This window comes from Vibrio sp. CyArs1, from assembly GCF_022432925.1.
Lineage (GTDB): Bacteria > Pseudomonadota > Gammaproteobacteria > Enterobacterales > Vibrionaceae > Vibrio > Vibrio mediterranei.
Genome location: NZ_JAKRBO010000006.1, coordinates 20,833 through 45,754, shown reverse-complemented (window position 1 = coordinate 45,754; position 24,922 = coordinate 20,833). Strand labels below are relative to the sequence as shown.

Here is a 24,922-nt window from a genome sequence, read left to right as displayed (position 1 = left end):
CGATAAAAACGTATTGATTAGTTTTGGCTATGATAGGTTGAATAACCATAATCTATAAGGGGTTTGAGGTTAATAGAACATTAATAAATATGTAATACTTATGCCTCGTACCTATAAATGGTTATGCTGAGAAAATTGTTAAAATGGAGTATTTGCTCTATTTTGGTATTGTTACAGATATAAGTAGTGTAGGTTTACCAAATTCTCGAAGTAGTGGTATGATGAGTTCTATACACGAATAAATAAAATGATTGGATACACCCCATAATGGTAATTAAGGCGAAGAGCCCAGCAGGGTTCGCTGAAAAGTATATTATTGAGAGCATCTGGAATGGCCGTTTTCCTCCTGGCTCCATTCTTCCAGCTGAGCGAGAGCTATCTGAACTAATTGGGGTAACAAGAACCACGCTTCGAGAAGTGCTACAGCGCCTAGCAAGAGATGGTTGGTTGACGATCCAACATGGCAAGCCAACAAAAGTGAATCAATTTATGGAGACGTCTGGTCTTCATATCCTAGATACGCTGATGACTCTTGATGCGGATAACGCGACTTCTATCGTAGAAGATTTGTTAGCAGCGAGAACGAACATCAGCCCAATCTTTATGCGCTATGCGTTTAAAGCTAATAAAGAGAATTCTGAGCGCACGATTGAAGGTGTGATTGATTCTTGTGAGAGTCTGTTGAAAGCGGAGTCGTGGGACGAGTTTGTCGCTTCTTCCCCATACGCTGACAAGATCAAACAGAACGTAAAAGATGAAGGTGAGAAAGATGAAGCTAAGCGCCAAGCTATGCTGGTGGCTCGCACTTTCAACTTCTATGATTACATGCTTTTCCAACGCCTCGCATTCCATTCTGGGAACCAGATCTATGGTTTGATCTTTAACGGTCTTAAGAAGCTTTATGATCGTGTAGGTAGCTACTACTTCTCGAATCCAGAAGCACGTGCGTTGGCTCTGAACTTCTATAAAGAGCTTCTAGATGTTTGCCAAACGGGTAATAGAGACAAATTACCATTGGTTATTCGTCACTATGGTATTGAGAGTAGTCAGATCTGGAATCAGATGAAGACCACTCTTCCGACTGACTTTACCGAAGACGACAGTTAAAAATGAAAAGGCCACAATCGTGGCCTTTTTTGTGAGCGCAAGTCTTGCTTCAGACGATGACTGAATTGGGAATCGGCTGGTATAGTTCTTCTGCTAGCTCTTTAATGATGCCATCGTAGTTGGTGAATATTAGTTCAGAGAGCTCCGACGTGAGCTGATACATAAATTCTTTATCGAGCTCGGCTTTAGGATGGTCAATCAACGCCTCTATTTTACCTATGGCAGTGCTGTACATAGGAGAGGGAATAGACAGCGGACCTACTAAGCTAAGTTGGTTAACCTTGCGATGGATTTGATTGCAGTAGTGCAAGGCGCGTTGTTTGCCTAGCTCAGAGTCAATGCTATCAATACAAAGCCTTAACTGAGTTAGGCAATCAAGCGAGTCAATAACACTTTGCCATAGAGTACGATACTCTTGTTCTAATTCCTCTCTTTCTACAGCCATCAACCAAGCAACCAGAATGTCATCAATCAGCAGTAATGTCTGACGAATGAGCTTGCCATGTACAATTTGGTTTTTGTTGACGCTGTGCTTCTTCCAAGAACGACTTAACAGCTTAATATTGCTGTGCAGCACACGATACATAGGTTTGTTGTCGAAGTGAGCAATGTCAGTCAATGCAAGGCAGCACTCTTCCATTGCGACTTCAATTTTCTCCAGCTGCTTATTCTTCTTTTGCTCAAACATCAATGTGTAGTGAGTAGCGGTGCGGTGCTGTCTGATTAATGTGACTAACTCACGTAAATGAACGATGAGTTGATATTTACGCTCAGTTTTTGCCTCGGTGACTTTGGCATATCGATAGATAGCTGCAAGAATGGCTAAAGATAGAAGTAGAGACAGTAATACAAACATAACGACCTCCTTTTTCGAACAATATTTACTGTCTATGTCTCAGCAAGCTCAATGCCAATTGATTATTCATTTAAAAACAATGAGTTATATATCAGTCAGTCAATGGGAGTGCGACTAATTGGTGCAAATGCACATTTTGTGTGAATTCTGTCACAAAAAAAGCCAGCGCGAAGGCTGGCTTTTAGTCATAAAAGAGTCGGTTACATCACTCGCATACCTGGCTGTGCGCCTTCATGCGGTTCAAGTATCCAAAGATCGCTGCCACCTGGTCCTGCAGCCAAGATCATGCCTTCAGACATGCCAAACTTCATCTTACGAGGTTTTAGGTTTGCAACCATCACGGTTAGCTTACCCTCAAGCTCTTCTGGCTTGTACGCGGACTTAATTCCTGAGAATACTTGACGTGTTTCACCACCAATATCAAGCTGGAATTTCAATAGCTTGTTTGCTTTTGGCACTTCTTCGCAAGAGATGATACGAGCAATACGCATGTCAACTTTAGCAAAAGCATCAAACTCGATCTCTTCTGCAATTGGGTCTTTGCTTAGTTCAGTTTCCGTCTTAGCTGCTTCCGCTTTTTCCTTCGCAGCTTGCTCTGCCGCTGCGTCTTCTTTAGACGCTTCGATCATTGCTTCTACTTTCTTAGGATCAATACGGTTGAACAGAGCCTTGAACTTAGTGATCTCATGAGCAGAGAGTGGCTGCGCGATGCCATCCCATGATAGCTCTTCGTTTAGGAAAGCTTCGGTGCGAGCAGCAAGAGCAGGCATTACAGGCTTGAGATAAGTCATCAGCACACGGAACAAGTTGATACCAACAGAGCAGATATCATGTAGCTCTTGGTCTTTACCTTCTTCTTTCGCGACAACCCATGGCGCTTTTTCATCAACATATTGGTTTGCTTTGTCAGCAAGTGCGGTGATTTCACGAATTGCACGACCAAATTCGCGAGCTTCATACAACTCAGCAATGCGATCAGCGGCGGCTACAAATTCATTGTATAGCTCTGGCTCAGCGAAGTTTTCAGAAAGCTTGCCTTCGAAACGCTTAGTAATGAAACCTGCATTACGTGAAGCCAAGTTAACAATCTTATTCACCACATCGGCATTTACACGTTGCGTAAAGTCTTCAAGGTTAAGGTCAAGATCGTCGATACGGCTGTTCAGTTTTGCAGCGTAGTAGTAACGTAGACATTCTGGGTCTAGGTGGTCAAGGTAAGTGCTTGCTTTCACAAATGTACCTTTAGACTTAGACATTTTCGCGCCGTTAACCGTTACGTAGCCGTGAACGAATACGTTGTTTGGTTTGCGGAAACCAGAACCTTCAAGCATTGCAGGCCAGAACAAACTGTGGAAGTAAACAATGTCTTTACCAATGAAGTGGTAAAGCTCGGTGCTACTGTCTTTGTTCCAGTACTCTTCGAAGTCTAAGTCGTCACGCTTGTCACATAGGTTTTTGAATGAGCCCATATAACCGATAGGTGCATCTAGCCACACGTAGAAGAACTTGTCTTTTTCGCCAGGGATTTCGAAACCGAAATACGGTGCATCGCGAGAGATGTCCCACTGTTGTAGACCAGATTCAAACCACTCTTGCATCTTGTTTGCAGTTTCAGTTTGAAGTGAGCCAGATCGAGTCCACTCTTTCAACATGCTTTCAAATTGAGGCAAGTCGAAGAAGAAGTGCTCAGAATCCTTCATGATTGGGGTTGCACCGGATACCGCAGATTTAGGGTTGATAAGTTCTGTTGGGCTGTATGTTTCACCACAGTTGTCACAGTTGTCACCGTATTGGTCTTCAGACTTACACTTAGGGCAAGTACCTTTAACAAAACGGTCTGGGAGGAACATCTCTTTCTCTGGGTCAAACAACTGAGAAATAGTGCGGCTTGAAATAAAGCCGTTCTTTTTCAATTCCAGATAGATGTGAGATGCAAGCTCGCGGTTCTCTTCTGAGTGCGTGCTGTGGTAGTTATCAAAACTGATATCGAAGCCAGCGAAATCTTTTTGGTGCTCTTCGCTAACTGCTGCGATCATTTCTTCTGGCGAGATCCCCATCTGCTGAGCTTTCAGCATGATTGGTGTGCCGTGAGCGTCATCAGCACAAATGAAGTTTACTACGTTGCCACGTAGACGTTGGTAGCGCACCCAGATATCCGCTTGGATATGCTCAAGCATATGTCCTAAGTGAATAGAACCGTTAGCGTACGGTAGCGCGCAAGTGACCAACAGTTTCCTTGAGTTAAGGTTTCTTGGATCGGTTGCCATACTTTAGTTTCGCTTTCTTTATTCAGAGTAAAATATTCGCTAATACTACATGATGACTGCCATGACTCCAAGGTATCCAGAGTCAATCCCCATAACTTTTTTGGGGTTCTGGTTCTGGCGACGTAATGCTAATCTTAACAGGACTAAAAAATAATAAGGAAAGCAAGATGCGCACGTTCGAATCAAAACAAGATTTTTGCCAGTGGCTCGGGGAGTTTCACGGGGAAAACCTAAAACTGGGTTGGAGCGAGTCACCGGATGTAGTGTCTGTATCGGCATCTGGTGAATTTCAGATTACGTTGCCTTTCGCTAATCAATCACTGATTTCAGAGCTGACGACTTGGATTAAAACGCAGCAACAATCAAACCAAGTGGCAGCATTTGAGTTTTCTGTATCAAGCCAAGTGAAAGCACTAGAAACAACGGTGGCGTCAGAAATCAAAGGCGTGAAGAACGTTATCGCGGTAACGTCCGCAAAAGGAGGGGTCGGGAAATCGACAACAGCGGTCAACCTAGCGCTTGCCATCAGTAAGCTTGGGGCGAAGGTAGGTATTCTTGATGCCGACGTCTATGGACCGTCTATTCCGATGATGTTTGGGCAAATCAATGCGCATCCCGAAGTCCGCGACGGAAAGTGGATGCAACCAATTGCCGCGCACGGCATTTATACTCAATCTATCGGTTACCTTATTAGCTCTGATGATGCGGCGATTTGGCGTGGCCCGATGGCATCTAAAGCGTTAGCTCAGCTGCTTAATGAAACCGAATGGCCAGAACTTGATTATCTGGTGATTGATATGCCGCCAGGTACTGGTGATATCCAACTTACCCTGTCTCAACAGATCCCGGTGACTGGCGCATTGATTGTCACCACCCCACAAGACTTAGCGCTAGCAGATGCTATCAAAGGTGCCGCTATGTTTGAAAAAGTGTCTGTTCCTGTGGTGGGTATCGTCGAAAATATGAGTTATCACATTTGTAGCCAATGTGGCTCGAAAGAACATATTTTTGGCGCAGGTGGTGCTGAATGGATGGCTTCGAAATTCGGTCTTAACCTGCTGGGCCAAGTTCCGCTTCATATTGATATTCGAGAATCCATTGATAATGGTGCGCCAACTGTGGTGTCTAACCCAGAAGGTGAACATGCTCAAATCTACACAAAATTGGCTGAAAGAGTATGTGCAGACCTGTATTGGAATGGAAAAGCTAAACCGGAATCCATCTTGTTCAAAATGGTGGAATAACGGAGAAACCGAGCTAGTTGTGAGCTCGGTTTCTTATTGCCTTCTACTTTGTAAAATGAAGTAATCGATTGCAATTTCCTATTTCTTGAGCGAGGGCAAAATTGGGCATCAAATAAGTGAGATCTCGACTAGTATCTAAGGGTTGATGTCCATATAATTACCCGGTTTTGTCCTCACCACCATATATGTACTAGGTGCAAAGAATGTCTGATAATAATCAATGTGTCATCGTAGGTATCGCTGGCGCTTCTGCTTCCGGAAAAAGCCTCATTGCGAGCACAATCTATAACGAACTTCGCGAGAAGGTAGGCGACCATCAAATCGGAGTGATCACGGAAGATTGTTACTACAATGACCAAGGTCATTTGAGTATGGAAGAGCGTGTAAAAACGAACTACGACCACCCAAGTGCACTGGATCATGACTTGCTTTGCGACCATCTTGAAAAGCTGATTCAAGGCGAAGCGGTAGAAGTGCCAGAATATAGCTACTCCGAACATACTCGCACTGATAACACTACGTCGATGACACCAAAGAAAGTCATCATCCTTGAAGGTATTCTTCTTCTGACTGATCCTCGTCTTCGCAAGCTAATGCATGCGACGGTATTTATGGATACTCCGCTTGATATCTGCCTACTGCGTCGCGTTAAACGTGATGTTGAAGAGCGCGGACGTACCATGGAATCCGTTCTTCAGCAGTACCAAAAAACGGTTCGTCCTATGTTTATGCAGTTTATTGAGCCGTCAAAACAGTACGCTGATATTATCGTTCCACGTGGCGGTAAAAACCGTATTGCGATCGATGTACTCAAAGCACACATCGCAAAGCTGTTAAAAGCGTAATCCTTACAATATTCGGATTGAATTCTTACGTTATAAGTAACCAAACTGTTCTATACTGAACGGGTGCACGTATAACGTTTAAATTGCTTTATTTTTTAATAGATTAGTGGCACTTTATGTGCCACTTTTTGTTTTCCGCTTTGCAAGGAAGATGCGAATGAAAAAACTACTCCTTATCTTGGCGATCCCGATTGTGCTTATCGTCGTCGCTATCGCCGCCTTGGTGATGTTTGTAAACCCTAATCAGTTCAAACCTATGATAACTGAGCAGGTTCAGGCACAAACTGGTCTAGAACTTGAAATAAGCGGTGACATCAGTTGGCAGTTCTTCCCTTCACTTGGATTCGAACTTGGTCAAACAAATCTCAAGAATCCTCAGGGCTTTAAGAATCCCAATCTATTCAGTGTCAGCCAAGTTGGCGTGAGTGTTGGGGTGATGCCTCTGCTCGATAAAACCCTAGAAATTGGTTCTGTGACGCTTGATGGTGCGCAAGTTCATTTAGAAACATTAAAAGACGGAACGTCTAACTTGGATGCATTGACTGCGGCTAGCAAAGAGGCTGAATCTGCAACCCCAGCCGATAAGGCAGCGACCGAGCCTGAGACTACGTCGCCCGCGTCTGCCGCACAAGGTTGGAGCATTTCACTTTCTGGTGTGACGGTGTCCAATGCGTTACTTGAGATTTCTAACGAAGAAACAGGGTCATTTACCAAGCTTTATGATGTCGGTTTAAATGTCTCTCAGTTCGCAGCAGACCAATGGACTACAGCCGACTTTGATTTGAAAGGTCAAAACAACGACCAGAGTTTTACTGCTAAAGGTACTGCAGACTTTAAGTTGAGCAAGGACTTTGCTGAGTACGCACTGAAAAACATCAAGTTCGATGCTACATATCAAGATACGGTTAATAATGTTGAGCAAGCTCAGCTTACGGTAGCGACATTCGAATTTGATAAACCAAACAGTATTGAGTTTGCGGTTAAAGGTAAAACGCCAGATCTTAGCTTCGATGCCAAAGGTGGTACGTCATTTGAAATTGATAAAGCGATGACCATGCTTAAGTTAAGCGCGTTGACACTTGACTCTACCTTAGAGGGTAAACCACTACCTCAATCTCCAATGAAAGTTGGTATGTCATCAGATCTTAGCTTTGATCTTAAGAAGAACTTCTTGAACTTTGTGCTTCAAAAACTATCACTCAATAAAATGGAGCTAGATGGGAAGGCGACTGTTCAATTGGCTGATATTCCGAAAGTCCGCTTCTCACTGCATAGTCCTAATATTGACCTTGATGAGTTCTTAGGATTAAACCAAACTCAGACCGGCAATAAAACAGCTAATTCTGGTGGCCAGCCAACCGCTTCTTCAGGCAAATCTGCACCTGTGAAAGAGGTAGAACCTGACTTAAGTGCACTTAAAGGCTTGGATGTAAAAGGCAGTGTAACGATTGATAAGTTTAAAGCGGCTAATGCGCACATGCAGAAAGTAAAAGCCGACTTTTATGTTAATCGTGGCGTAGCAGAACTAACGTCATTTAGTTCTCAACTGTATAGCGGATCAATTACAGCAAAAGCAAAACTGGATGCGCGCAAATCACCAGCATCTTATAGTGCCGTGAAGCGCATTAAAGGCGTAAAAGTACAACCGCTTTTAAAAGATGTTGCTAACAACGACATGCTCGAAGGTACCGGTAATATCGATGTGAATGTTGCAGGTAGGAGCTTGACCCCAACGGGTATTAAGAAAAATCTAGCGGGTACGGTGAAGATCAATTTTGCTGATGGTGCCGTCAATGGTATCAACGTTGCACAGATTATCAGAGAAAATTACGCTCGCTTTAAAGGTCAGTCTGTTGAAGCTGAAAAAGGGCCTAAGAAAACCGACTTTAGCGCGATGAAAGCTACACTCAAGCTAGCCAAAGGTGTCGTATCCACCAAAGATATGTCAGCAGAATCGCCGCTATTGCGTATTCAAGGTGAAGGATCTGCGAATTATATTAATGAGACGGTCGACTTTTTGGTGCGCACTTCTATCGTAGGGACACTAGAAGGGCAAGGTGGTCAAAGCATTACGGAGCTGCGTGATGTTACGATTCCAATCAAAGTGACCGGTGCTTGGACTGAACCTAAGTTTGCTCTTGTGTTTGACGATGTGTTGAAACAGAAAGCTCAAAAAGAAGTAGAACGCGCGACTGAGCGTCTTGGTATTAAAGATGAAAAGACCAAGAAAGCCGTCGATGGGCTACTAAAAGGGCTGTTTAACTAAACTAGCCAGCTACAAGTAAAGCCAATGCCAGCGTGTATCACGCTGGCATTTTTTCGTAATGGCGGAACAAATTACGTTAGCGATGTTGCTACCAATGGTAGTCAAGATCTTGCTCTTCTTCGAGCTCCTCAACTGCTAGAAGCTGCCATGATTCTATAAGTGCTGTGGCAGCGGCCATTGTGATATTTTTGTATAAGTTGTGAGTAGTATGGGTAGGTAAGCCGTCATGTTGCAGAGTAATCGAATAGCTACTCTTATGTTGGTTCTTCTCGATATTTTCCCAGTCTTGCTTTAACTGTTTGATAGGTTGAGTTGAACTTTGGCCAAGTATAAATCGGTGCTCATTACTACCAATCCATAGGATCAAACGACCACTTTCCATGAAACTCTCCTTGTTATCACGATGTTGTGTTTGTGTTAATTTAACCAATTGTGACGACAGTTTCACGCCAAGTTGATTGTCTGATTGTACCTAAATGGGGTGACAGAGTGTTGTTGCTGGGAGAGGAGTCAGTAAGAATTAAGGCGAGGATAGCAGATTTAAAGTACTAACAAGCTGACACTTTAAACTGCTACCCTGAAGATAGTTTTACCTTGCGTTAAAGCGCAATGAAAATGCCCGCTAAACAAGCACTCATTAGGTTGGCTAACGTACCGGCTAGCACGGCTTTAAGGCCCAGGCTTGCCACGTCAGAGCGGCGCTCCGGTGACATTACACCAATAGACCCTAGCTGAATGGCAATAGAGCCAATGTTGGCGAAACCGCAAAGAGCGAATATAACGATAACTTGGCTGTGCTCCGATAAGCTAGCTTGATGCTGAATGAAGTCGATGAAAGCAACAAATTCGTTCATGACTACCTTTTGGCCGATAAATGACCCTGCCATCAGCATCTCACTTTGATCGACACCAATAAGCCAAGCTACTGGAGCAAAGAGGTAACCGAATAGCAGTTGTAATGTGATTCTTTGCGCACCAAACAGCTCCGCGATGGATTCAATAGCGGCGTTAGCCATCGCAATAACACTAACAAAAGCGATAAGCATCGTACCCACTGCGACCGCAACTTTTACTCCGTTCATGGCCCCCGCTGCTAAGGCATCGATCACATTACTTTGATCGCCAGTATCTAAGTCGACAGAGTCATGAGCTACCGGAGTTTGTTGCTCAGGCACGATAAGCTTAGCCATCATTAAGGATCCTGGCGCAGCCATAAAACTTGCGGCGATTAAGTACTTTAGCTCTACGCCTAACCCGGCATAGCCACCAAGAACACTACCTGCCACAGACGCCATTCCGCCCGCCATGACGGCGAACAGTTCCGAGCGTGTCATAGTTGCAAGGAAAGGACGAATAAGCAGTGGGGACTCACCTTGTGATAGGAATATATTTCCGGTTGCCACCAACGATTCCGCTTTGCTTGTTCCCAAGAACTTCTGAATTAAACCACCGAGTACGCGGATAACCGCTTGCATGATGCCAAGGTAGTAAAGTGCTGAAATAAGAGCGCTAATAACGATGATGATAGGAAGAACACGGATGGCAAAAATAAAGCCTTCAGAAGCTAAATCACCAAATAGAAATTGAATACCAACGTCGGAGAAGCTAAGTACTTTGGCAACACCAGAACTCATCGCGCCAAGAACATGTTGACCAAAAGGAATGTAAAGAACAAAAGCAGCAAACAATGTTTGAAGGAGGAGTGCGCGTAATACGGTATTCCAGTTAATTGCTTTACGGTTTTCGGAGAAAATAAAACCGATGGCTAACAACGAGATAATGCCTACAAAACCAAACAGGATAGTCATTAACATTGGGTCACCTCACCGTAGCTTAGACAGTTAAGCATGGAATACGATGACCAAGAGGAAACAGCGGAAAGCTGAGGAAACCACTGATTGTGGTAACTGAAGATAAATTTGCCCATTTTTATACCCTTTACAAGCGTGGAGATTGCAGCTGGTCCAAATCCTTGGGTCGTTCACAGTTCCTTGGTGACGGCTTGTATTGGTGTATAGCTAGAAGATTACGCAACAATGCGAAGTGCTCTAACAAACGGGAGGGCAGTATACAGTAAAAAATGAGACTTACATCTCATTTTTTACTCTTTTGGTTCGATTGGCTAGAACATCACCAATCGACACCTTTTAGCGCTTTTACGCCTGATTCGAAGGCGTGTTTGACATTTTTAACCTCTGAAACGGTATCTGCAATGTCAATGAGAGTTCGGTGAGCACCGCGACCGGTGATAATGACAGACTGCATTTTTGGTCGGTTGGTTAACGCTTCTACCACTTCTTCCAAATCGATATAGCCGTAGCTCACCATGTAGGTCAGTTCGTCAAATAGAACCACATCAAGTGATTCGTCTTTAAGCATGCGTTTACATTCTTGCCAAACTAACTGAGCTGCTTCCGTGTCAGCGGTTTTGTTTTGGGTCTCCCAAGTAAAGCCTGTTGCCATCACTTGAAACTCAACACCTAACTTCTCGAGTAGGTTACGTTCGCCGTTATCCCATGTTCCTTTGATAAACTGAGCAACCGCGCACTGCTTTCCATGACCAACGGCTCGAGCAATGGTACCAAAGCCTGATGTGGACTTGCCCTTACCGTTTCCGGTGATGACTAACAACAAACCTTTTTCTTCTTGAGCGTTGGCGATCTTTTTATCAACGTTTTCTTTTACTTTCTGTTGTCGTGCTTTATGACGATCTTGTTTTTGCTCTTCGGAGAGTGACATGGTGATTCCTTATGTTTAGCTGTTAGTCCTCTGTGTTCGGTATATGATAATGAAATAGAAACAGAAAAAAACAAGACAAAGTTCAGGGGTAATAGGATGAAAAAGATATTGGTGGTTTGCATGGGCAATATTTGTCGCTCGCCAACGGGCGAAGCGGTATTACGCTCTAGAGCAGCGAATCAAGGGGTTGAGGTCCTTATCGATTCAGCAGGGACGATTGGCTACCATCACGGTGACGCCCCTGATAGGCGAGCGCAAGCCGCTGGCGAAGCTCGTGGTTACTCGTTTTCTGGAATAAAAGCGCGACAAGTGACAGATGAAGACTTTGAGATCTTTGACATGATTCTAGCCGCAGATAAGGATAACTTGGCCGACCTTAAACAACGTTGTCCTCAACATCTCAAGTACAAACTTTCGTTGTTTCTTAGCCATGGTTCTTCATCCGATAGTGAGATCCCAGACCCTTACTATGGAGGAGAGCAGGGCTTTGAGTTGGTGTTGGATCTCATTGAAGAAGCGGCCGATGCAGTGTTAGCCAAAGTCTAATGGCAAAAAACGCAGCTTAGCTGCGTTTTTAAAACGATCAATAGTAAGGATTTATTTACTCATTTCACCACGTAGCACTTCTAACATTTGGGCTTTAACTTCTTCGTAGCCCAAGTTTTGGCTAAGTAGGTAATGTAGCTTGGCTAGAGCCGCTTCTGGGGTCATGTCAAAACCACTGATAACTCCGGCATCGGCTAGGGCACAGCCAGTGGCATAACCGCCCATATTAACTTTACCTGCTAGACATTGGGTAAGGTTGACCACAATCACGCCACGTTCAGAGGCTTCTTTTAGGTGTGCGAGAAGCTCAGGGTTTTGTGGTGCATTACCTACACCGAAAGTAAGCAATATCATAGCGTTAACAGGTTGAAGTAGCGTGTTACGAATCACTTCATGTGAGATGCCTGGGTACATAGTAATGACCCCAATAGGCTGTGGTGTGATGTCGTGTACTTTAAACTTGCCCTCAGGCATTTTGTTCAGTTCTACACCACTACCTAACTGAATATTGATACCCGCCTCTAAAATCGGCTGCATGTTTGGAGACGTAAACGCGTTGAAGCCATCGGCGTGAGATTTGGTACTGCGGTTACCGCGCATTAGTTGATTATTGAAGAACAGTGTGACTTCGTTAATCGGATAGTTAGCCGCAATGTGCAGTGCATTCAGCAGGTTAGCTTGTCCATCAGAGCGTAGCTCCGCTAAAGGAATCTGTGATCCGGTGACAATGACTGGCTTACCTAGATTTTCTAGCATAAACGATAGTGCCGATGCGGTATACGCCATCGTATCGGTGCCATGCAGAATAACGAAGCCGTCATAGTTGTCATAGTTATCACGAATATCGTCAGCAATCTGTTGCCAATCTGCAGGTGTCATGTCTGAAGAGTCAATCAACGGGTCGTATTCGTGAATAGTAAACTCTGGCATTTCAGGGCGATGGAATTCCGGCATACTAGCCAGTTGCTTTTCCATAAAACCGGCGACGGGAATATAGCCGTGATCGGACTTTTGCATGCCGATGGTGCCGCCAGTGTACGCAATATAGATGTGTTTTCTTGTCATGCCAGGGATCGCTTTATTATCAAGGGGAACAGATGCAGGCGATTATAACCAAAACAAACAAAAGAGCCACCGATTGGTGGCTCTAGATAAATGAATTTGTTAGCTCGGCATGCCTACTGGATATTACAGGTCAAGCACAGTACGTACTGGCCTTTTGGGTCGTTAAAGCTTTCCAGCAAACTGGCTTGTTGTTGCAACTGAGTTGCGACAGGCAGTAAGCTTTGTGGGACCCAAGCTGATATGTCGAGTCCAAGACTCACTTTCACCTGCTGCATAATATCTTGGACGAACTGTTGCGCTGGGCTTAACGGTTCTTCGACCCAGTAGATATCGTACTTCTCCATACCTCCGAGTTCAGCAGCGAGAGCGACAGCATCATCAAAATCGCCAATCTGGTCAACCAAGCCTCGCTCTAATGCGTCTTTACCGGTCCATACTCGACCTTGCGCGACGGAGTCGACATCCGTGACAGACATGTTGCGGTTATTCGCGACTAACGTAATGAAGCGCTTATATCCATTTTCGATGCCCATTTGGAATGCTTTTGACGCGCCTTCACTGATGCCTGTGGTTACACCAACGCCTGAGAAGGGTGATGTACCAACGCCATCGGTATTAATCCCAATATTGTTTAACCCTTTCTCGAAGGTTGTTACCACACTAAAGATACCGATTGAACCAGTGATGGTCGTTGGCTGTGCCATGATCTTATTAGCGTTCATAGAAATCCAATAACCACCGGAGGCAGCAACACTCGACATGGACACTACGACAGGCTTACCAGCATCGCGCAGCGCTTGAACCTCGTTGCGAATCACTTCTGAAGCAAATGCACTTCCACCTGGGCTGTCAACACGTAATACCACGGACTTAACGGAGTCGTTTTCACGAGCCTGTTTGAGAAGGGCTGCTGTTGTATCACCGCCGACAGTACCACGTGGTTGCTCACCATCCATGATGGTGCCGCTCGCTACGATGACGGCAACTTGATTGTCGGGTTGCTTAGGTAGGTCGTATGGCATGGATGCCAAGTACTCGTAATAACCCACAGCGTTAAAGCCACCATCGCCGTCGCTACCAAATGCCTCGACCATAGCCTGATTGACTTGCTGTTTGGTAACAAGTTCGTCGACCAATCCTAGTTGCTTAGATAATGCGGCTAAATCGCCGTCAGCAGCTTCTAGTTCTTTAAGAAATTCATCCATGGTTGGCGTTAAAACGCTAGTTTCGATTTGACGGTTAGAGGCAACATCATCTACGTAAGCGCCCCATAGCTGTGAAACCCAGCGAGTGGCAGATTCTTTCGCTGCATCAGACATGTCATCACGAAGGAATGGCTCGACCGCGGATTTGTAAGTACCGACTCTGAATACATGAGTTGTCACATCGAGTTTTTCGAGTAACGTCTTGTAGTACATTGAGTACGCGCTGTAGCCTTTGATAAGTACCGCACCATCAGGAGCAAGGTAGACTTTGTCGGCATAGCTGGCTAGATAGTATTGACTTTGATTGTAGAAAGCACCGTAGGCATAGATAGGCTTGCCTGTCGCCTTAAACTCATTCAACGCTTTAGCAATGTAGCGAAGTTTGGTTAAACTAGTTTCCGGCATGTCTCTCAACGATAGCACTAATCCTTTTACAGAATCATCAGTCGATGCGTGGCGGATTGAATCTACTATATCAAACAGAACGTTTTCTTTTGGAAGGTCGCGCCCGAACAGTGATCCAGTGACAGAATCCATAGGATTCACATAACTGCTTTGCTCGACGATAGGCCCAGAAATGTTCAGGACTAACGCTGACTCTTTTTTGACGGTAGCTGGCGCAGGTTCGACTTGAGTGAAAGCAAAATAGATCATTGCAATCACAGCAAAGAAGAGCAGGTTAATAATGGCAAGTCTGGTAAAGTTAATGACTTTCCAGAACCCTTTGAAGATCAAACCGATAAATCGAAATACTTTTTTCATCATCTCTCCACATCACCAATTGGTGAGTGTTTTTGTCCCTAAACATCAATTACTAGTGTAGCGTTGGCGTGGCAGATTCGCTGTATGAATAATGTAATTGTACGTGCTTGTTGCCACTATCACTCAATCAAGGTTTTAAGTGAATAAAAATTAAAGACTTAACATACTAGATTAAGTTCAAATATTCAGGAAAAATTTTTAATAATGTTGAGAAAATGTAAACGCTAGTTTGATTTTTTAACCTTTACATAATATTCTGGTCAGACCACAACTATAACAACGGAAGTGAAGTCTGCTATGTACCCGAACTTACTTAAGCCTCTGGATTTAGGATTTACCCAACTACGTAATCGTGTGCTGATGGGATCGATGCACACAGGTCTTGAAGAACACAAGGAAGGACTGCATAAGCTTGCTGCATTTTATGAAGAGCGAGCCAAAGGTGGAGTGGGACTGATTGTCACTGGCGGATTTGCGCCAAACCTTCGCGGACGTCTTGCCCCTTTTGCTGCTGAATTTAGCAAGCCAAAACATGCCAAAGCGCATAAAGTTGTTACTGAGGCTGTGCATAAGCATGGCGGTAAAATCGCATTGCAAATTCTTCACGCTGGTCGTTATGGTTACCACCCGTTTTCACAAAGCGCATCGAAAATAAAATCACCTATTTCTCCTTTTGCACCCAGTGAAATGAGCAGCCGTCAAATCTGGAAGACTATCGACGCTTATGCAAACAGTGCATCACTGGCGCAAGAAGCAGGGTATGACGGTGTTGAAATCATGGGTTCGGAAGGTTACTTCATCAACCAGTTCATCTGTAAGCGCACCAATGTTCGCTACGATGAGTGGGGTGGTAGTTATGAAAACCGTATCCGCTTGCCGTTAGAAATTGTTAAAGCAGTAAGAGCGGCTGTGGGTAAAGAATTTATTATTATTTTCCGACTCTCGATGCTGGATCTGGTCGAGCAAGGCAGTACCTTTGAAGAAGTAGTGCAGCTTGGACAGGCGCTAGAGCAGGCTGGCGTAACGATAATCAATACTGGTATCGGTTGGCACGAAGCGAAAGTACCGACGATTGCCACTCAAGTTCCTCGTGGTGCTTTCACCTGGGTAACCGAAAAAATCCGTCCTTATCTCAATGTGCCTGTTATCACGACTAACCGAATAAATACACCGGAAGAAGCCGAGCGGATACTTTCATCAGGGCACGCTGATATGGTCTCGATGGCGAGACCTTTCTTGGCCGACCCAAACTTTATCGCGAAGGCAGAGCAAGGCAAGTCACAACTAATCAATACGTGTATAGGTTGTAACCAAGCGTGCTTGGATAATGCATTCAAAGGCAAGCGCGCCACTTGTTTGGTCAACCCTCAAGCGTGTTATGAAACGGACTTAATCGTCAAGAAGGCAGTAAATAGTAAGACCATTGCCGTTGTAGGTGCTGGACCTGCCGGATTAGCGTGTGCGACCATGTTGGCGGAAAAAGGCCATTCTGTGGATCTTTTCGAGAAGAGTGACCGCATTGGTGGCCAGTTCCGTTTAGCGATGCAAATCCCAGGCAAAGAAGAATTCAGAGAAACTATCCGTTACTTTGCTAACCGTATTGAAGAGACCGGCGTTAAGCTACATCTTGACACCGAAGCGACGGCTGATCTGCTACGCGAATATGATGAAGTAGTGATGGCGTCCGGTGTTCAGCCAAGAATGCCTAAGCTTGAAGGTATCGATAACCAAGATAAAGTCATCGACTATCAAACATTGATTCGCGATAAGACACCAGTAGGTGACAACGTGGCGATCATGGGAGCAGGTGGTATTGGGGTCGATGTTGCGAGCATGATTACTGAACCTTATGGTCAGACGTTAGATGACTGGTTACACGAATGGGGCATCGACAAAACCATCGAGCATCCAGGTGGCCTATTCCCATTCCCGGAAGAAGTGACCGATACCAATGTCTGGGTAATGCAGCGTAAAGAAGGCAGAGTAGGTAAAGGCCCGGGTAAAACGACAGGCTGGATCCACAAGAAAACCCTTGAAAAGAGAGGTGTACATCTTTTAGGTGGCGTGACTTATAACAAGATTGATGATCAAGGTCTGCACATTACTGTCAAAGGTGAAGAACAGTTGATACCCGCAGATAAAGTGGTCATCTGCGCTGGGCAAGAGTCTGTAAAACCATTCGAAGAGCAGTGGCAAAGCTTTGGTGACAAATTGCATGTTATTGGTGGCGCTGACTATGCTGGTGAACTGGACGCGGTTAGAGCGATTCGCCAAGGTGTCGAATTAGCTGCCAAGCTATAAAGTACATTGAGAACAGTTCTCACTTTTGCTGTCATGACGTTAACGTTTTGTTATAATGAGCGTTATTACAACAAACAAAAAGGGAAGTGTTATGGATGCCCTAGAACTGTTACTCAATAGGCGTTCGATTGCTCGACTATCAGAACCGGCTCCTGAAGGAGAAGCGTTAGAAAATATTATTAGAGCGGGCCTACGTGCTCCGGATCATGCAGGACTTACTCCTTGGCAGTTTGTGCTGGCGCAAGGTGATGGCAGACAGAAACTGGCTGATATCTTAAGTGATGCCGCTGCTCAAGCGGGCAGTGACGAGGCGGTGATTGAAAAAGCTAACAAAGCCCCTTTTCGTGCTCCTCTAGTCATCACCGTCATTGCGAAAGTGACGCAACATGACAAGGTACCCGCAATCGAGCAGCATCTTTCTGCTGGCTGTGCAGTTCAAGCAATGCAAATGGCAGCTGTGGCTCAGGGTTTCCAAGCATTTTGGCGTTCGGGCAAATGGATGTTTGATGAACACGTTCGTCGGGCGTTTGGCGTTGAGGGTGATGATCAAATCGTTGGCTTTCTCTACGTCGGTACGCCCGGATGTACACCAATGAAAGCGCCAGAGCGTGATTTAAATAAATACGTTAAGTTTCTATAACGGAATATTTAACTGGCTATTTATACAGTTTTTCTTGATTCTTAAAGGTAAGCTTAGTTAAGCTTACCTTTATTTTTTCAGATACCTGTGACCTTCTCTATGACTCGTCTCTTTATTGCCGAAAAACCCAGCTTAGGGCGTGCTATTGCCGCCGCTTTGCCAAACCCTCAAAAGAAAGGCGACGGATACATCCAATGTGGAAATGGTGATGTCGTCACATGGTGTATTGGTCATCTGCTTGAGCAGGTAGAGCCTGATGCCTACGATGAGCGTTATAAAAAGTGGAATCTGAATGATCTGCCTATCGTGCCAAATCAATGGCAACTTAGACCTCGAAAAAGTGCTTCAAAACAGCTCACCGCGGTAAAGAAGCTGCTAAAAACGGCGACCAGTATTGTTAACGCGGGAGACCCAGATAGGGAAGGGCAACTTCTGGTTGATGAGGTCATCGACTACTGTAAGGTTCCGAAGGCCAAGAAAGATACTGCTCAGCGTTTATTGATTAGCGATTTAAACCTTCCGGCGGTAAAAAAAGCGCTCAATTCTATGCGCATGAATCAAGAGTTTATTCCACTTTCGGTATCGGCATTAGCACGTTCACGAGCGGATTGGCTTTATGGGATGAATATGTCTCGGGCCTATACACTTCTCGGACAAAAGGCGGGTTATCAAGGTGTGTTATCAGTTGGGCGAGTACAAACACCCGTGTTGGGATTGGTGGTTCGCCGTGATGAAGAAATCGAGAATTTTGTTCCCAAAGACTATTACACTTTGCACGCCTTGATTCCTTACCAAGATTCGCACGCGGCCTTTGACATTCGTGCCAAATGGAAACCAAGTGAAGCCTGCCAACCATGGCAAGATGAAGAAGGAAGAGTGCTGAATAAAAAGCTGGTGGAAAATGTCGCGAGTCGTATTCAAGGACAGCCAGCAACAGTCACTAAGTCAGAGCATAAGTCGACAAAACAGAATGCACCTTTACCGTACTCTTTGTCTGCTTTACAGATTGATGCGGCCAAGCGTTTTAATATGAGCGCGCAACAAGTGTTGGATGTTTGTCAGGCTCTGTACGAGAAGCACAAACTGATTACCTATCCACGTTCTGATAACCGATATTTACCTAAAGATCATTTTTACCAAGCGAATGATGTCCTAAGTGCAATAAAGAACAATAGCAGAGAGCATGCTCAGGCGGTTGATGACGCGGACAGCAGTCGTAAGTCTAAAGCGTGGAACGACAGCAAAGTGGATGCACACCACGCTATTATTCCGACACCAAAGAAAACCAGCAGTGTGCTATCTGGGTTTGAAGAGAAAATCTATGGGTTGATCGCGCGTCAGTATTTAATGCAGTTTTATCCAGCCGCGGTGTACGCCGAAGCCATGTTAGAGTTCGATATTCAAGGTGGCTGTTTTATTGCTAAAGGCAAGCGCTTGCAGCAACCTGGGTGGCGAGTCTTGTTAGGGAACTCTGCTAATGAACAAGAGGATGGCGTAGATGCCGTTCCGCCTTTGGAAGTCGGTACCGAACTCATCTGTCGCGAAGGTGTGATCGCAGAGAAGAAAACCGAGCCACCAAGACATTTCACCGAGGCAACATTACTTCAGGCTATGACCGGTATCAGCCGATTCGTTGAAGACAAATCGCTGAAGAAAATCCTACGTGATACCGATGGTATCGGAACAGAAGCAACGCGTGCGGGTATTCTTGATACACTTTTTAAACGCAAGTTGCTTAATCGTCAGGGCAAGTCAGTTATTAGCACTTCTGCAGGAAGAGGTTTAATTCATGCGCTACCTGATGAATCGACCTATCCTGATATGACAGCACACTGGGAGTTTCAGCTGCAAGGCATGGCTGAGAAAACGCAGTCCTATACGCCATTTATGGCAGAGCTCAATAACCGCCTTGAACAGCTTATGCAACAAGTGAAGTCAGGTCCTGTGCCGGATTCTCTCAAAAATTTGCCCAAAGTTGAGAGACCGGCATTTAAGAAACGACGTTTTAGTAAGGGAAAAAAAGCGCCTAGTAAGACCAAGAGCCGCAGCTAATATCGAATGACTAGTGACCTACCAAGGAAGTGGTTGACCGTCGAAGTTAATAAATTGGCCTGACTGGTTGGAGTTAGCGTTTTCGATGACCTTGAACAAGCCAGATGCTGATTCTGTGGTTGAGATAAGAGCATTTGGACCGCCCATCTCGGTTTGAACCCAACCCGGATGTAATGCCAGAACGGTAATACCTTCTTGGTTTAAATCGTTACTCAAACTCTTAACTACTGAGTTCAGTGCGGCTTTTGAGGAGCGATAGATGTACCCACCACCCGATGTGTTTTCTGTCATGCTACCAACTTTAGAAGATAAGCAAGCAATTTTCCTAATCGTGGACTTTTGGATTTTGGGGTAGAGTGCTTCCACCAATTTAAGCGGAGCGATGGTGTTTATTTCCAATACCTTGCGCCACTCATCGATGTCTGTATTGCCGAAGCCGTAGCCTTTGGGGCCATAATAGCCTGCATTATTGATTACAATATCGAGGTTGGGTAACTGTGCGAGAAGTTGCGGATAGGTTGGATAATCGGTGACGTCAAAGCAGTATGTAGACAGGTTTGACTCACTTACCTCCAGAGACAGCAGCTCCTTGGCGTTGCATGCACTGCGATAAGTGGCGTGTACTTGGTAGCCAGATTGAAGGTATCTTTTGGTAAGAGCAAGACCAATACCTCGATTTGCCCCTGTAATGAATACGGTTTTCATATGTGCTCCCTAACGATAAGATGCTCCCATTATAAATGAAATCTAGAGCGTCTGATGCACAACAACGTTGTTCCTTTGATTTATCACCCTATCTATTCTGATTTACCATTGCCAGAAGGACATCGTTATCCTATCAACAAATACCGTTTGCTGTATGAAGAGGTTGAGCGAAAGTATTTACGCTTGTCCGAATCTCCGTTTGTCATAAAAACACCTAGCCCGTTGACGGTAGAGCAAGTGCAACAGGTTCACTGTAGAGACTATGTTGAGGGTTTGGTCACAGGAAGCTTACCTGCAGCGAAGATAAGAAGAATAGGCTTTCCTTGGACAGAGCAGCTTATTCAACGAACACTGATCTCAGCTGGTGGGACGTGTTTAGCAGCACAACAAGCGATGGAGTATGGTTTAGCGATTCACTTAAGTGGCGGTTATCATCACGCCCATTACGATTTTGGTAGTGGTTTCTGCTTGTTCAATGACCTTATTATCGCCGCGCAAAATGCAATAGAGCATGGGGCGGAGAAAGTATTGATTGTTGATAGTGATGTACATCATGGCGATGGAAGTGCGACCCTTGCCGCAGGTACTGATCAAATAGTGACTCTATCACTTCATTGCGAAAAGAACTTTCCCGCGAGAAAGCCGTTATCTGATATGGATGTGCCTTTAAGTCGAGGTGCGAGTGACAAAGAGTTCTTGGCAAGCTTCAAGCAGGTGGTTGAACTAGCAATACGACTGCATCAACCCGATCTGATTATTTATGACGCGGGTGTAGATATTCACGAGGACGATGAACTAGGCTATCTACAAGTGACCTTGGACGGAGTATGCCAGCGTGATTTATGGATGCTGGACTACTGTCGAAATAAAGGTATCCCTGTCGCTTGTGTCGTTGGTGGTGGTTATCGAACAGAGCATAGCGATTTAATTCCTATTCACATGTCACTTATCGATGCGGCATACCAGCAAAGGAGCGGCAAATGAAGCACAGAATAAGAGCGGCAGGTATCGCGTTACAAAATAATAAGATACTAATGCTTCGTGTGCGCGACCAATACTCAGGAGAATACTGGATACCACCGGGTGGTGGTCTTGAGATTTCGGATGTGTCTTCCAAGCAAGCGTTAGTGCGAGAATTTCGTGAAGAGACTGGCCTTGATGTGACCGTCGGGCCGTTATTGTGTGTACGAGAGTTTCATGAGACCTCATCCGACCGCTACCACGTTGAGTTGTTTTATTTAGTTGAGTCATGGAGAGGAGAGCTTTCTCTAGTTAACCTAGAGGGACTTAATGACTCTGAGTACATTCAACAAGTAGCTTGGGTTGATGTTGAAGATCTCAATCAATACAAAGTCTTTCCAGCTGACATTGTGTCTACGGTACTTCCACTGATTCAAGCCAAGCAGTTTGCGACCCATTTAGGAAGTTATGTCCAAGGAGAGAATGACGATGTGAACCACCTAGATTAACGGCAATAACCTCTGTATGATGCACGACCAACACAGAACCAATGAGTACCTGCGATGAACCGTAAGAAAAAAATCAACCAGATTCATAAAGCGCGAATGAAAAAAGCGAACGCTAAAAAGAATGGCGCAGGGAAGAATAAACCGCGTTACATATCTAAAGCCGAACGTGCGAAGATGGAAGCGGAGCAAGAAGCACAAAATAATAATGAAGTGTTAGATGCGCCTGAACAGGCAACATCATAATGTTTAGCAAGTCTGGTTGAGCAGTTTAAAACCGCTCAACCCCAACCATATCAATTACTTCAACTTCAGCTTCTTCTCAAGCACTGCGCAGTGCAAAAAGTATCACCAGAAACTCTTAAGCCAAGATTCCTTAAATAAGACGCACAAGTTCATGTGAGCGTTTTCAGGGAAAGGAATCGCTATGACCTTAAATCGACATACTTATTGTATTAATACAGCTTTACGCCATGACTCGGCGGTGTAGTCAGTATAAACCATCATTTCTTTACGTTTGTAGGTAAGCACACTGTGGATATTTGATACGTGTTGTTAAGTAGGTGTATAGAAACGCTAGATGCAAAAAAGCCGCTACTTGGTAGCGGCTTTTTCTGAATGTGGCGGAGAGATAGGGATTTGAACCCTAGATACGCTATTAACGTATGCCGGTTTTCAAGACCGGTGCTTTCAACCACTCAGCCATCTCTCCGTTGTTGATGCGCATAATAATAGGCATCTTACTGTTTGTAAACCCTTATTTTAACTGTTTGCTGCAATTATAAGCACTTGAATTAAAAAATAGGTCTGGGTGTCTATAAACTAAACATTTCTTTAGTAAAAAGCCCCTAGTTTTCACTAGGGGCTTGAATATGGTCGGACTGACTGGATTTGAACCAGCGACCCCCGACACCCCATGACGGTGCGCTACCAAGCTGCGCTACAGTCCGATGGGATTAATCTAAACCAGAGGATTTTCTAGGTCAAGAGTCCAGAGTTATTAAATCCTTGATTTACTGACTTTTTGCGTAGAAACGTTGTAGTTCTGTGAAGCCTTGCATCAGTATCGGTAGCTTCGGATTCTTATCGTCTAGTTTACGATAGTTGTGATCGTATAAGCTGTAATTACCAAATTTATCGACAACAGTAGTATCTGTCGGCGTAATTAATGCGAGCTCTCTAGTGTCCCCTGCGATAATCCATTTGCGTTTACGTTCATCAAACAAGTTACGACCACTGCTGTAGTTTTTTACATTCGTGGACACGCCACTTAAGTCTTGCATGATGGTTGCTGAGAGATCAAGGTGACTGGTCATATGGGTATAGTCTGCAGCCAGTTTTCCAGGCCAATGGACCACCATAGGAACGCGAAGTTGATATTGACTGTAGTTGGTATTAGAGCCCCAACTGCGCGTCTTCGTTTCGTTGAATTCAGTGCCATGATTAGACGTAAGAATAATCACGGTGTTGTTCATCAACCCTTGGTCAGCGATTGTTTGCAATATTTTAGCAAACTCACCATCCGCTGCTGTCGCTGCAGCAGAATAAGCAGCAATAAACTGCTGTTCCGGTGATAAGTTAGTGCCTTGTGGTTGATAGGCGTCGAAGTTATCAACGGTCGTAAGTTCTATGTAGCTGAACCAAGGTTTTCCGGCCCCTGATTCAATATCAGCTTGCCAACGTTTGATGGCAGTGAGGTCAGAGACGACAGGTGGGTTCGTTTCACCTTCTTGCTGAACGGTTAGGTCTACCATAGGGAATTTGCGGAATATGGTGTCTCTATAAATATCATCTTCAAAATTATCACCGCTATAGAGTTTGAAACTATAGCCTTGGTCGCGAAGAATTGACATAAACAGAGGCGCAGTCCCTTGAGCTTTGATGCTACTTGCGTAGCTACTTGGCAGACCATACATCAAACCAAATACACCAAAGTCATCGTTACTAGAACTATAGTGATTAGTGAAATTTTGGTTGTTTAGCGCGAAGCCATAACTGACTGGCATGGTGTCCGCAGTTAACATATCACTGCGTAAGTTATTAATGCTTACGACAAGTACGTTTAAATTTTCTGAGCGACGATTGAACTCTATCTCTGTTAATGGGTAGCTAACAAGGTCAACCGCACCTTCATTCTCTTTCAATTTTTGAAGGTATTCTTCTCTATCCAATAGACCATGCTTTTCCATGAATGACTTAGCTGTCATTGGGTAAGAAAGCGGGAAGTTCGCTTTTTGAATGGTAATTGGGTTGTAGAAATAAGCATCAGCCCAGATAAAGATCAGATGGCTAGAAATAAAGCATAAGAAGAACACCGCCGTGAGTGGGCGTCCAACATGTTTGTGGGAAAGTTTGCGTTGTTTCTTCCAAACCCACTCGGAAAGTGCCAACTGCGCTAGGAATATTGGCGGCAGCACAATAAATAGATGTTGTAGGTCCGAACTTACCGGGCTACTTTCGTCATTGAACAGTAGTTCCCATACCACCGGGGAAAGGTGTAAGTTAATGGATTGGTAAGCTTGGGTATCAATAAGTAGGACAGTGAGTCCGAACGTTGCGAAACAAACAGCAAGCAGCCTAAATAGCTTGCGCGAGGGAACAATAAACGTTAGCGGAAATAGCACTAAAAGGTACAAGGCAAATACTAAAAAGCCAAAATGCCCAATCCACGAGGTCAGCAGATAGATCTGCCCCAACAGTGTATCTGGCCATGGCGATGCGGCGATATAACGCGTGCCAACCAACATAGCTGCGATAATATTGAAGAACGCAAACCAGTGTCCCCAACCGACTAGTCGTGAGACTCGTTCACCATATGAATTTTCGCTATCTACCATCTGCCGTTTTTTCTGTCCG

20 protein-coding genes and 2 tRNA genes are annotated in these 24,922 nt (G+C 44.7%); 11 read left to right on the top strand and 11 right to left on the bottom strand.

Annotated elements, in window-relative coordinates; translation table 11 throughout:
* The first annotated feature begins 267 nt into the window (after positions 1-267).
* A complete protein-coding gene (fadR, locus tag MMA19_RS17615) occupies positions 268-1,107 on the top strand; it encodes a fatty acid metabolism transcriptional regulator FadR (RefSeq protein WP_006070040.1) in 840 nt (279 codons plus the stop codon).
* 49 nt (positions 1,108-1,156) lie between these two features.
* Here fadR and MMA19_RS17610 read toward each other — a convergent pair whose 3' ends face one another.
* Both MMA19_RS17610 and metG read right to left on the bottom strand, forming a co-directional pair.
* Entirely contained in the window at positions 1,157-1,963 is an 807-nt protein-coding gene (locus MMA19_RS17610) for a hypothetical protein (protein ID WP_240206823.1), read from the bottom strand.
* Between the two features lie 200 nt (positions 1,964-2,163).
* Positions 2,164-4,230: a methionine--tRNA ligase gene (gene metG / locus MMA19_RS17605; RefSeq protein ID WP_240206821.1), complete on the bottom strand. Its 2,067-nt coding sequence runs from the start codon at positions 4,228-4,230 to the stop codon at positions 2,164-2,166.
* Between the two features lie 167 nt (positions 4,231-4,397).
* Here metG and apbC point away from each other — a divergent pair, with 167 nt between their 5' ends.
* From apbC to MMA19_RS17590, 3 genes are all read left to right on the top strand, one after another.
* Positions 4,398-5,474, top strand: coding sequence for an iron-sulfur cluster carrier protein ApbC (apbC, locus tag MMA19_RS17600; protein WP_240206820.1), 1,077 nt, complete (start codon positions 4,398-4,400; stop codon positions 5,472-5,474).
* A gap of 203 nt (positions 5,475-5,677) precedes the next feature.
* Positions 5,678-6,319 carry a uridine kinase gene (gene udk, locus MMA19_RS17595; protein WP_006070044.1) on the top strand — a complete coding sequence of 214 codons (642 nt, stop codon included), beginning with the start codon at positions 5,678-5,680 and terminating at the stop codon, positions 6,317-6,319.
* 157 nt (positions 6,320-6,476) lie between these two features.
* Positions 6,477-8,585: an AsmA family protein gene (locus MMA19_RS17590; RefSeq protein ID WP_240206819.1), complete on the top strand. Its 2,109-nt coding sequence runs from the start codon at positions 6,477-6,479 to the stop codon at positions 8,583-8,585.
* A gap of 88 nt (positions 8,586-8,673) precedes the next feature.
* On the opposite strand, the gene MMA19_RS17585 is transcribed toward MMA19_RS17590, so the two are convergent.
* The 3 genes from MMA19_RS17585 to cobO all read right to left on the bottom strand — a co-directional run bounded on the left by MMA19_RS17585 (position 8,674) and on the right by cobO (position 11,324).
* Positions 8,674-8,967, bottom strand: coding sequence for a hypothetical protein (locus MMA19_RS17585; protein ID WP_006070046.1), 294 nt, complete (start codon positions 8,965-8,967; stop codon positions 8,674-8,676).
* A gap of 217 nt (positions 8,968-9,184) precedes the next feature.
* Positions 9,185-10,393 carry a NupC/NupG family nucleoside CNT transporter gene (locus tag MMA19_RS17580; protein ID WP_240206992.1) on the bottom strand — a complete coding sequence of 403 codons (1,209 nt, stop codon included), beginning with the start codon at positions 10,391-10,393 and terminating at the stop codon, positions 9,185-9,187.
* 322 nt (positions 10,394-10,715) lie between these two features.
* Positions 10,716-11,324, bottom strand: a complete 609-nt coding sequence (gene cobO / locus MMA19_RS17575) for a cob(I)yrinic acid a,c-diamide adenosyltransferase (protein ID WP_038229460.1) — start codon at positions 11,322-11,324, stop codon at positions 10,716-10,718.
* 96 nt (positions 11,325-11,420) lie between these two features.
* Here cobO and MMA19_RS17570 point away from each other — a divergent pair, with 96 nt between their 5' ends.
* Positions 11,421-11,870 carry a low molecular weight protein-tyrosine-phosphatase gene (locus MMA19_RS17570; RefSeq protein ID WP_240206818.1) on the top strand — a complete coding sequence of 150 codons (450 nt, stop codon included), beginning with the start codon at positions 11,421-11,423 and terminating at the stop codon, positions 11,868-11,870.
* Between the two features lie 51 nt (positions 11,871-11,921).
* Here the strand turns inward: MMA19_RS17570 and ansA are convergent, their stop codons facing one another.
* Positions 11,922-12,935, bottom strand: coding sequence for an asparaginase (ansA, locus tag MMA19_RS17565; protein WP_240206817.1), 1,014 nt, complete (start codon positions 12,933-12,935; stop codon positions 11,922-11,924).
* 113 nt (positions 12,936-13,048) lie between these two features.
* Positions 13,049-14,902, bottom strand: a complete 1,854-nt coding sequence (sppA, locus tag MMA19_RS17560; RefSeq protein ID WP_006070051.1) for a signal peptide peptidase SppA — start codon at positions 14,900-14,902, stop codon at positions 13,049-13,051.
* Between the two features lie 297 nt (positions 14,903-15,199).
* Between sppA and MMA19_RS17555 the strand changes: the two genes are divergently transcribed.
* The 3 genes from MMA19_RS17555 (at position 15,200) to MMA19_RS17545 (ending at position 19,895) form a co-directional block, all read left to right on the top strand.
* Complete coding sequence (locus MMA19_RS17555) at positions 15,200-17,203, top strand: NADPH-dependent 2,4-dienoyl-CoA reductase (RefSeq protein WP_240206815.1); 2,004 nt, start codon at positions 15,200-15,202, stop codon at positions 17,201-17,203.
* Positions 17,204-17,294: 91 nt separating this feature from the next.
* Entirely contained in the window at positions 17,295-17,843 is a 549-nt protein-coding gene (locus MMA19_RS17550; protein ID WP_240206813.1) for an NAD(P)H nitroreductase, read from the top strand.
* Between the two features lie 99 nt (positions 17,844-17,942).
* Positions 17,943-19,895 (top strand): DNA topoisomerase III, encoded by a 1,953-nt coding sequence (locus MMA19_RS17545; protein ID WP_240206812.1) that lies wholly within the window; start codon positions 17,943-17,945, stop codon positions 19,893-19,895.
* Positions 19,896-19,913: 18 nt separating this feature from the next.
* On the opposite strand, the gene MMA19_RS17540 is transcribed toward MMA19_RS17545, so the two are convergent.
* Entirely contained in the window at positions 19,914-20,600 is a 687-nt protein-coding gene (locus MMA19_RS17540) for an SDR family oxidoreductase (protein ID WP_240206811.1), read from the bottom strand.
* A gap of 54 nt (positions 20,601-20,654) precedes the next feature.
* Between MMA19_RS17540 and MMA19_RS17535 the strand changes: the two genes are divergently transcribed.
* From MMA19_RS17535 to MMA19_RS17525, 3 genes are read left to right on the top strand one after another with little or no spacing between them, the layout of a single operon-like run.
* On the top strand, positions 20,655-21,584 hold the full coding sequence (locus MMA19_RS17535) for a histone deacetylase (RefSeq protein ID WP_038229477.1): 930 nt from the start codon (positions 20,655-20,657) through the stop codon (positions 21,582-21,584).
* On the top strand, positions 21,581-22,069 hold the full coding sequence (locus tag MMA19_RS17530; protein ID WP_088875971.1) for an NUDIX domain-containing protein: 489 nt from the start codon (positions 21,581-21,583) through the stop codon (positions 22,067-22,069). The genes MMA19_RS17535 and MMA19_RS17530 overlap by 4 nt, the downstream gene beginning before the upstream one ends.
* Positions 22,070-22,123: 54 nt before the next feature.
* A complete protein-coding gene (locus MMA19_RS17525) occupies positions 22,124-22,312 on the top strand; it encodes a DUF2986 domain-containing protein (RefSeq protein ID WP_006070058.1) in 189 nt (62 codons plus the stop codon).
* 375 nt (positions 22,313-22,687) lie between these two features.
* Here MMA19_RS17525 and MMA19_RS17520 read toward each other — a convergent pair.
* The 3 genes from MMA19_RS17520 to MMA19_RS17510 all read right to left on the bottom strand — a co-directional run bounded on the left by MMA19_RS17520 (position 22,688) and on the right by MMA19_RS17510 (position 24,903).
* A tRNA-Ser gene (locus tag MMA19_RS17520) sits at positions 22,688-22,778 on the bottom strand.
* A 161-nt stretch (positions 22,779-22,939) separates the two neighbouring features.
* Positions 22,940-23,016: transfer RNA gene (locus tag MMA19_RS17515), tRNA-Pro, on the bottom strand.
* Positions 23,017-23,079: 63 nt separating this feature from the next.
* The gene (locus tag MMA19_RS17510; protein ID WP_240206810.1) at positions 23,080-24,903 is read right to left on the bottom strand and encodes a DUF3413 domain-containing protein; all 1,824 of its coding nucleotides are present in this window, start codon (positions 24,901-24,903) and stop codon (positions 23,080-23,082) included.
* Between the last annotated feature and the right edge of the window lie 19 nt (positions 24,904-24,922).

What these genes read in the sequence shown, in the direction of transcription:
- MMA19_RS17550 (WP_240206813.1), top strand. Translation starts at nt 17,295, where the DNA reads ATGGATGCCCTAGAACTGTTACTCAATAGGCGTTCGATTGCTCGACTA.
- MMA19_RS17545 (WP_240206812.1), top strand. Translation starts at nt 17,943, where the DNA reads ATGACTCGTCTCTTTATTGCCGAAAAACCCAGCTTAGGGCGTGCTATT.
- sppA (WP_006070051.1), bottom strand. Translation starts at nt 14,902, where the DNA reads ATGAAAAAAGTATTTCGATTTATCGGTTTGATCTTCAAAGGGTTCTGG.
- MMA19_RS17530 (WP_088875971.1), top strand. Translation starts at nt 21,581, where the DNA reads ATGAAGCACAGAATAAGAGCGGCAGGTATCGCGTTACAAAATAATAAG.
- MMA19_RS17525 (WP_006070058.1), top strand. Translation starts at nt 22,124, where the DNA reads ATGAACCGTAAGAAAAAAATCAACCAGATTCATAAAGCGCGAATGAAA.
- MMA19_RS17510 (WP_240206810.1), bottom strand. Translation starts at nt 24,903, where the DNA reads ATGGTAGATAGCGAAAATTCATATGGTGAACGAGTCTCACGACTAGTC.
- ansA (WP_240206817.1), bottom strand. Translation starts at nt 12,935, where the DNA reads ATGACAAGAAAACACATCTATATTGCGTACACTGGCGGCACCATCGGC.
- MMA19_RS17555 (WP_240206815.1), top strand. Translation starts at nt 15,200, where the DNA reads ATGTACCCGAACTTACTTAAGCCTCTGGATTTAGGATTTACCCAACTA.
- metG (WP_240206821.1), bottom strand. Translation starts at nt 4,230, where the DNA reads ATGGCAACCGATCCAAGAAACCTTAACTCAAGGAAACTGTTGGTCACT.
- MMA19_RS17590 (WP_240206819.1), top strand. Translation starts at nt 6,477, where the DNA reads ATGAAAAAACTACTCCTTATCTTGGCGATCCCGATTGTGCTTATCGTC.
- fadR (WP_006070040.1), top strand. Translation starts at nt 268, where the DNA reads ATGGTAATTAAGGCGAAGAGCCCAGCAGGGTTCGCTGAAAAGTATATT.
- MMA19_RS17535 (WP_038229477.1), top strand. Translation starts at nt 20,655, where the DNA reads ATGCACAACAACGTTGTTCCTTTGATTTATCACCCTATCTATTCTGAT.
- MMA19_RS17610 (WP_240206823.1), bottom strand. Translation starts at nt 1,963, where the DNA reads ATGTTTGTATTACTGTCTCTACTTCTATCTTTAGCCATTCTTGCAGCT.
- cobO (WP_038229460.1), bottom strand. Translation starts at nt 11,324, where the DNA reads ATGTCACTCTCCGAAGAGCAAAAACAAGATCGTCATAAAGCACGACAA.
- MMA19_RS17580 (WP_240206992.1), bottom strand. Translation starts at nt 10,393, where the DNA reads ATGACTATCCTGTTTGGTTTTGTAGGCATTATCTCGTTGTTAGCCATC.
- MMA19_RS17540 (WP_240206811.1), bottom strand. Translation starts at nt 20,600, where the DNA reads ATGAAAACCGTATTCATTACAGGGGCAAATCGAGGTATTGGTCTTGCT.
- udk (WP_006070044.1), top strand. Translation starts at nt 5,678, where the DNA reads ATGTCTGATAATAATCAATGTGTCATCGTAGGTATCGCTGGCGCTTCT.
- apbC (WP_240206820.1), top strand. Translation starts at nt 4,398, where the DNA reads ATGCGCACGTTCGAATCAAAACAAGATTTTTGCCAGTGGCTCGGGGAG.
- MMA19_RS17585 (WP_006070046.1), bottom strand. Translation starts at nt 8,967, where the DNA reads ATGGAAAGTGGTCGTTTGATCCTATGGATTGGTAGTAATGAGCACCGA.
- MMA19_RS17570 (WP_240206818.1), top strand. Translation starts at nt 11,421, where the DNA reads ATGAAAAAGATATTGGTGGTTTGCATGGGCAATATTTGTCGCTCGCCA.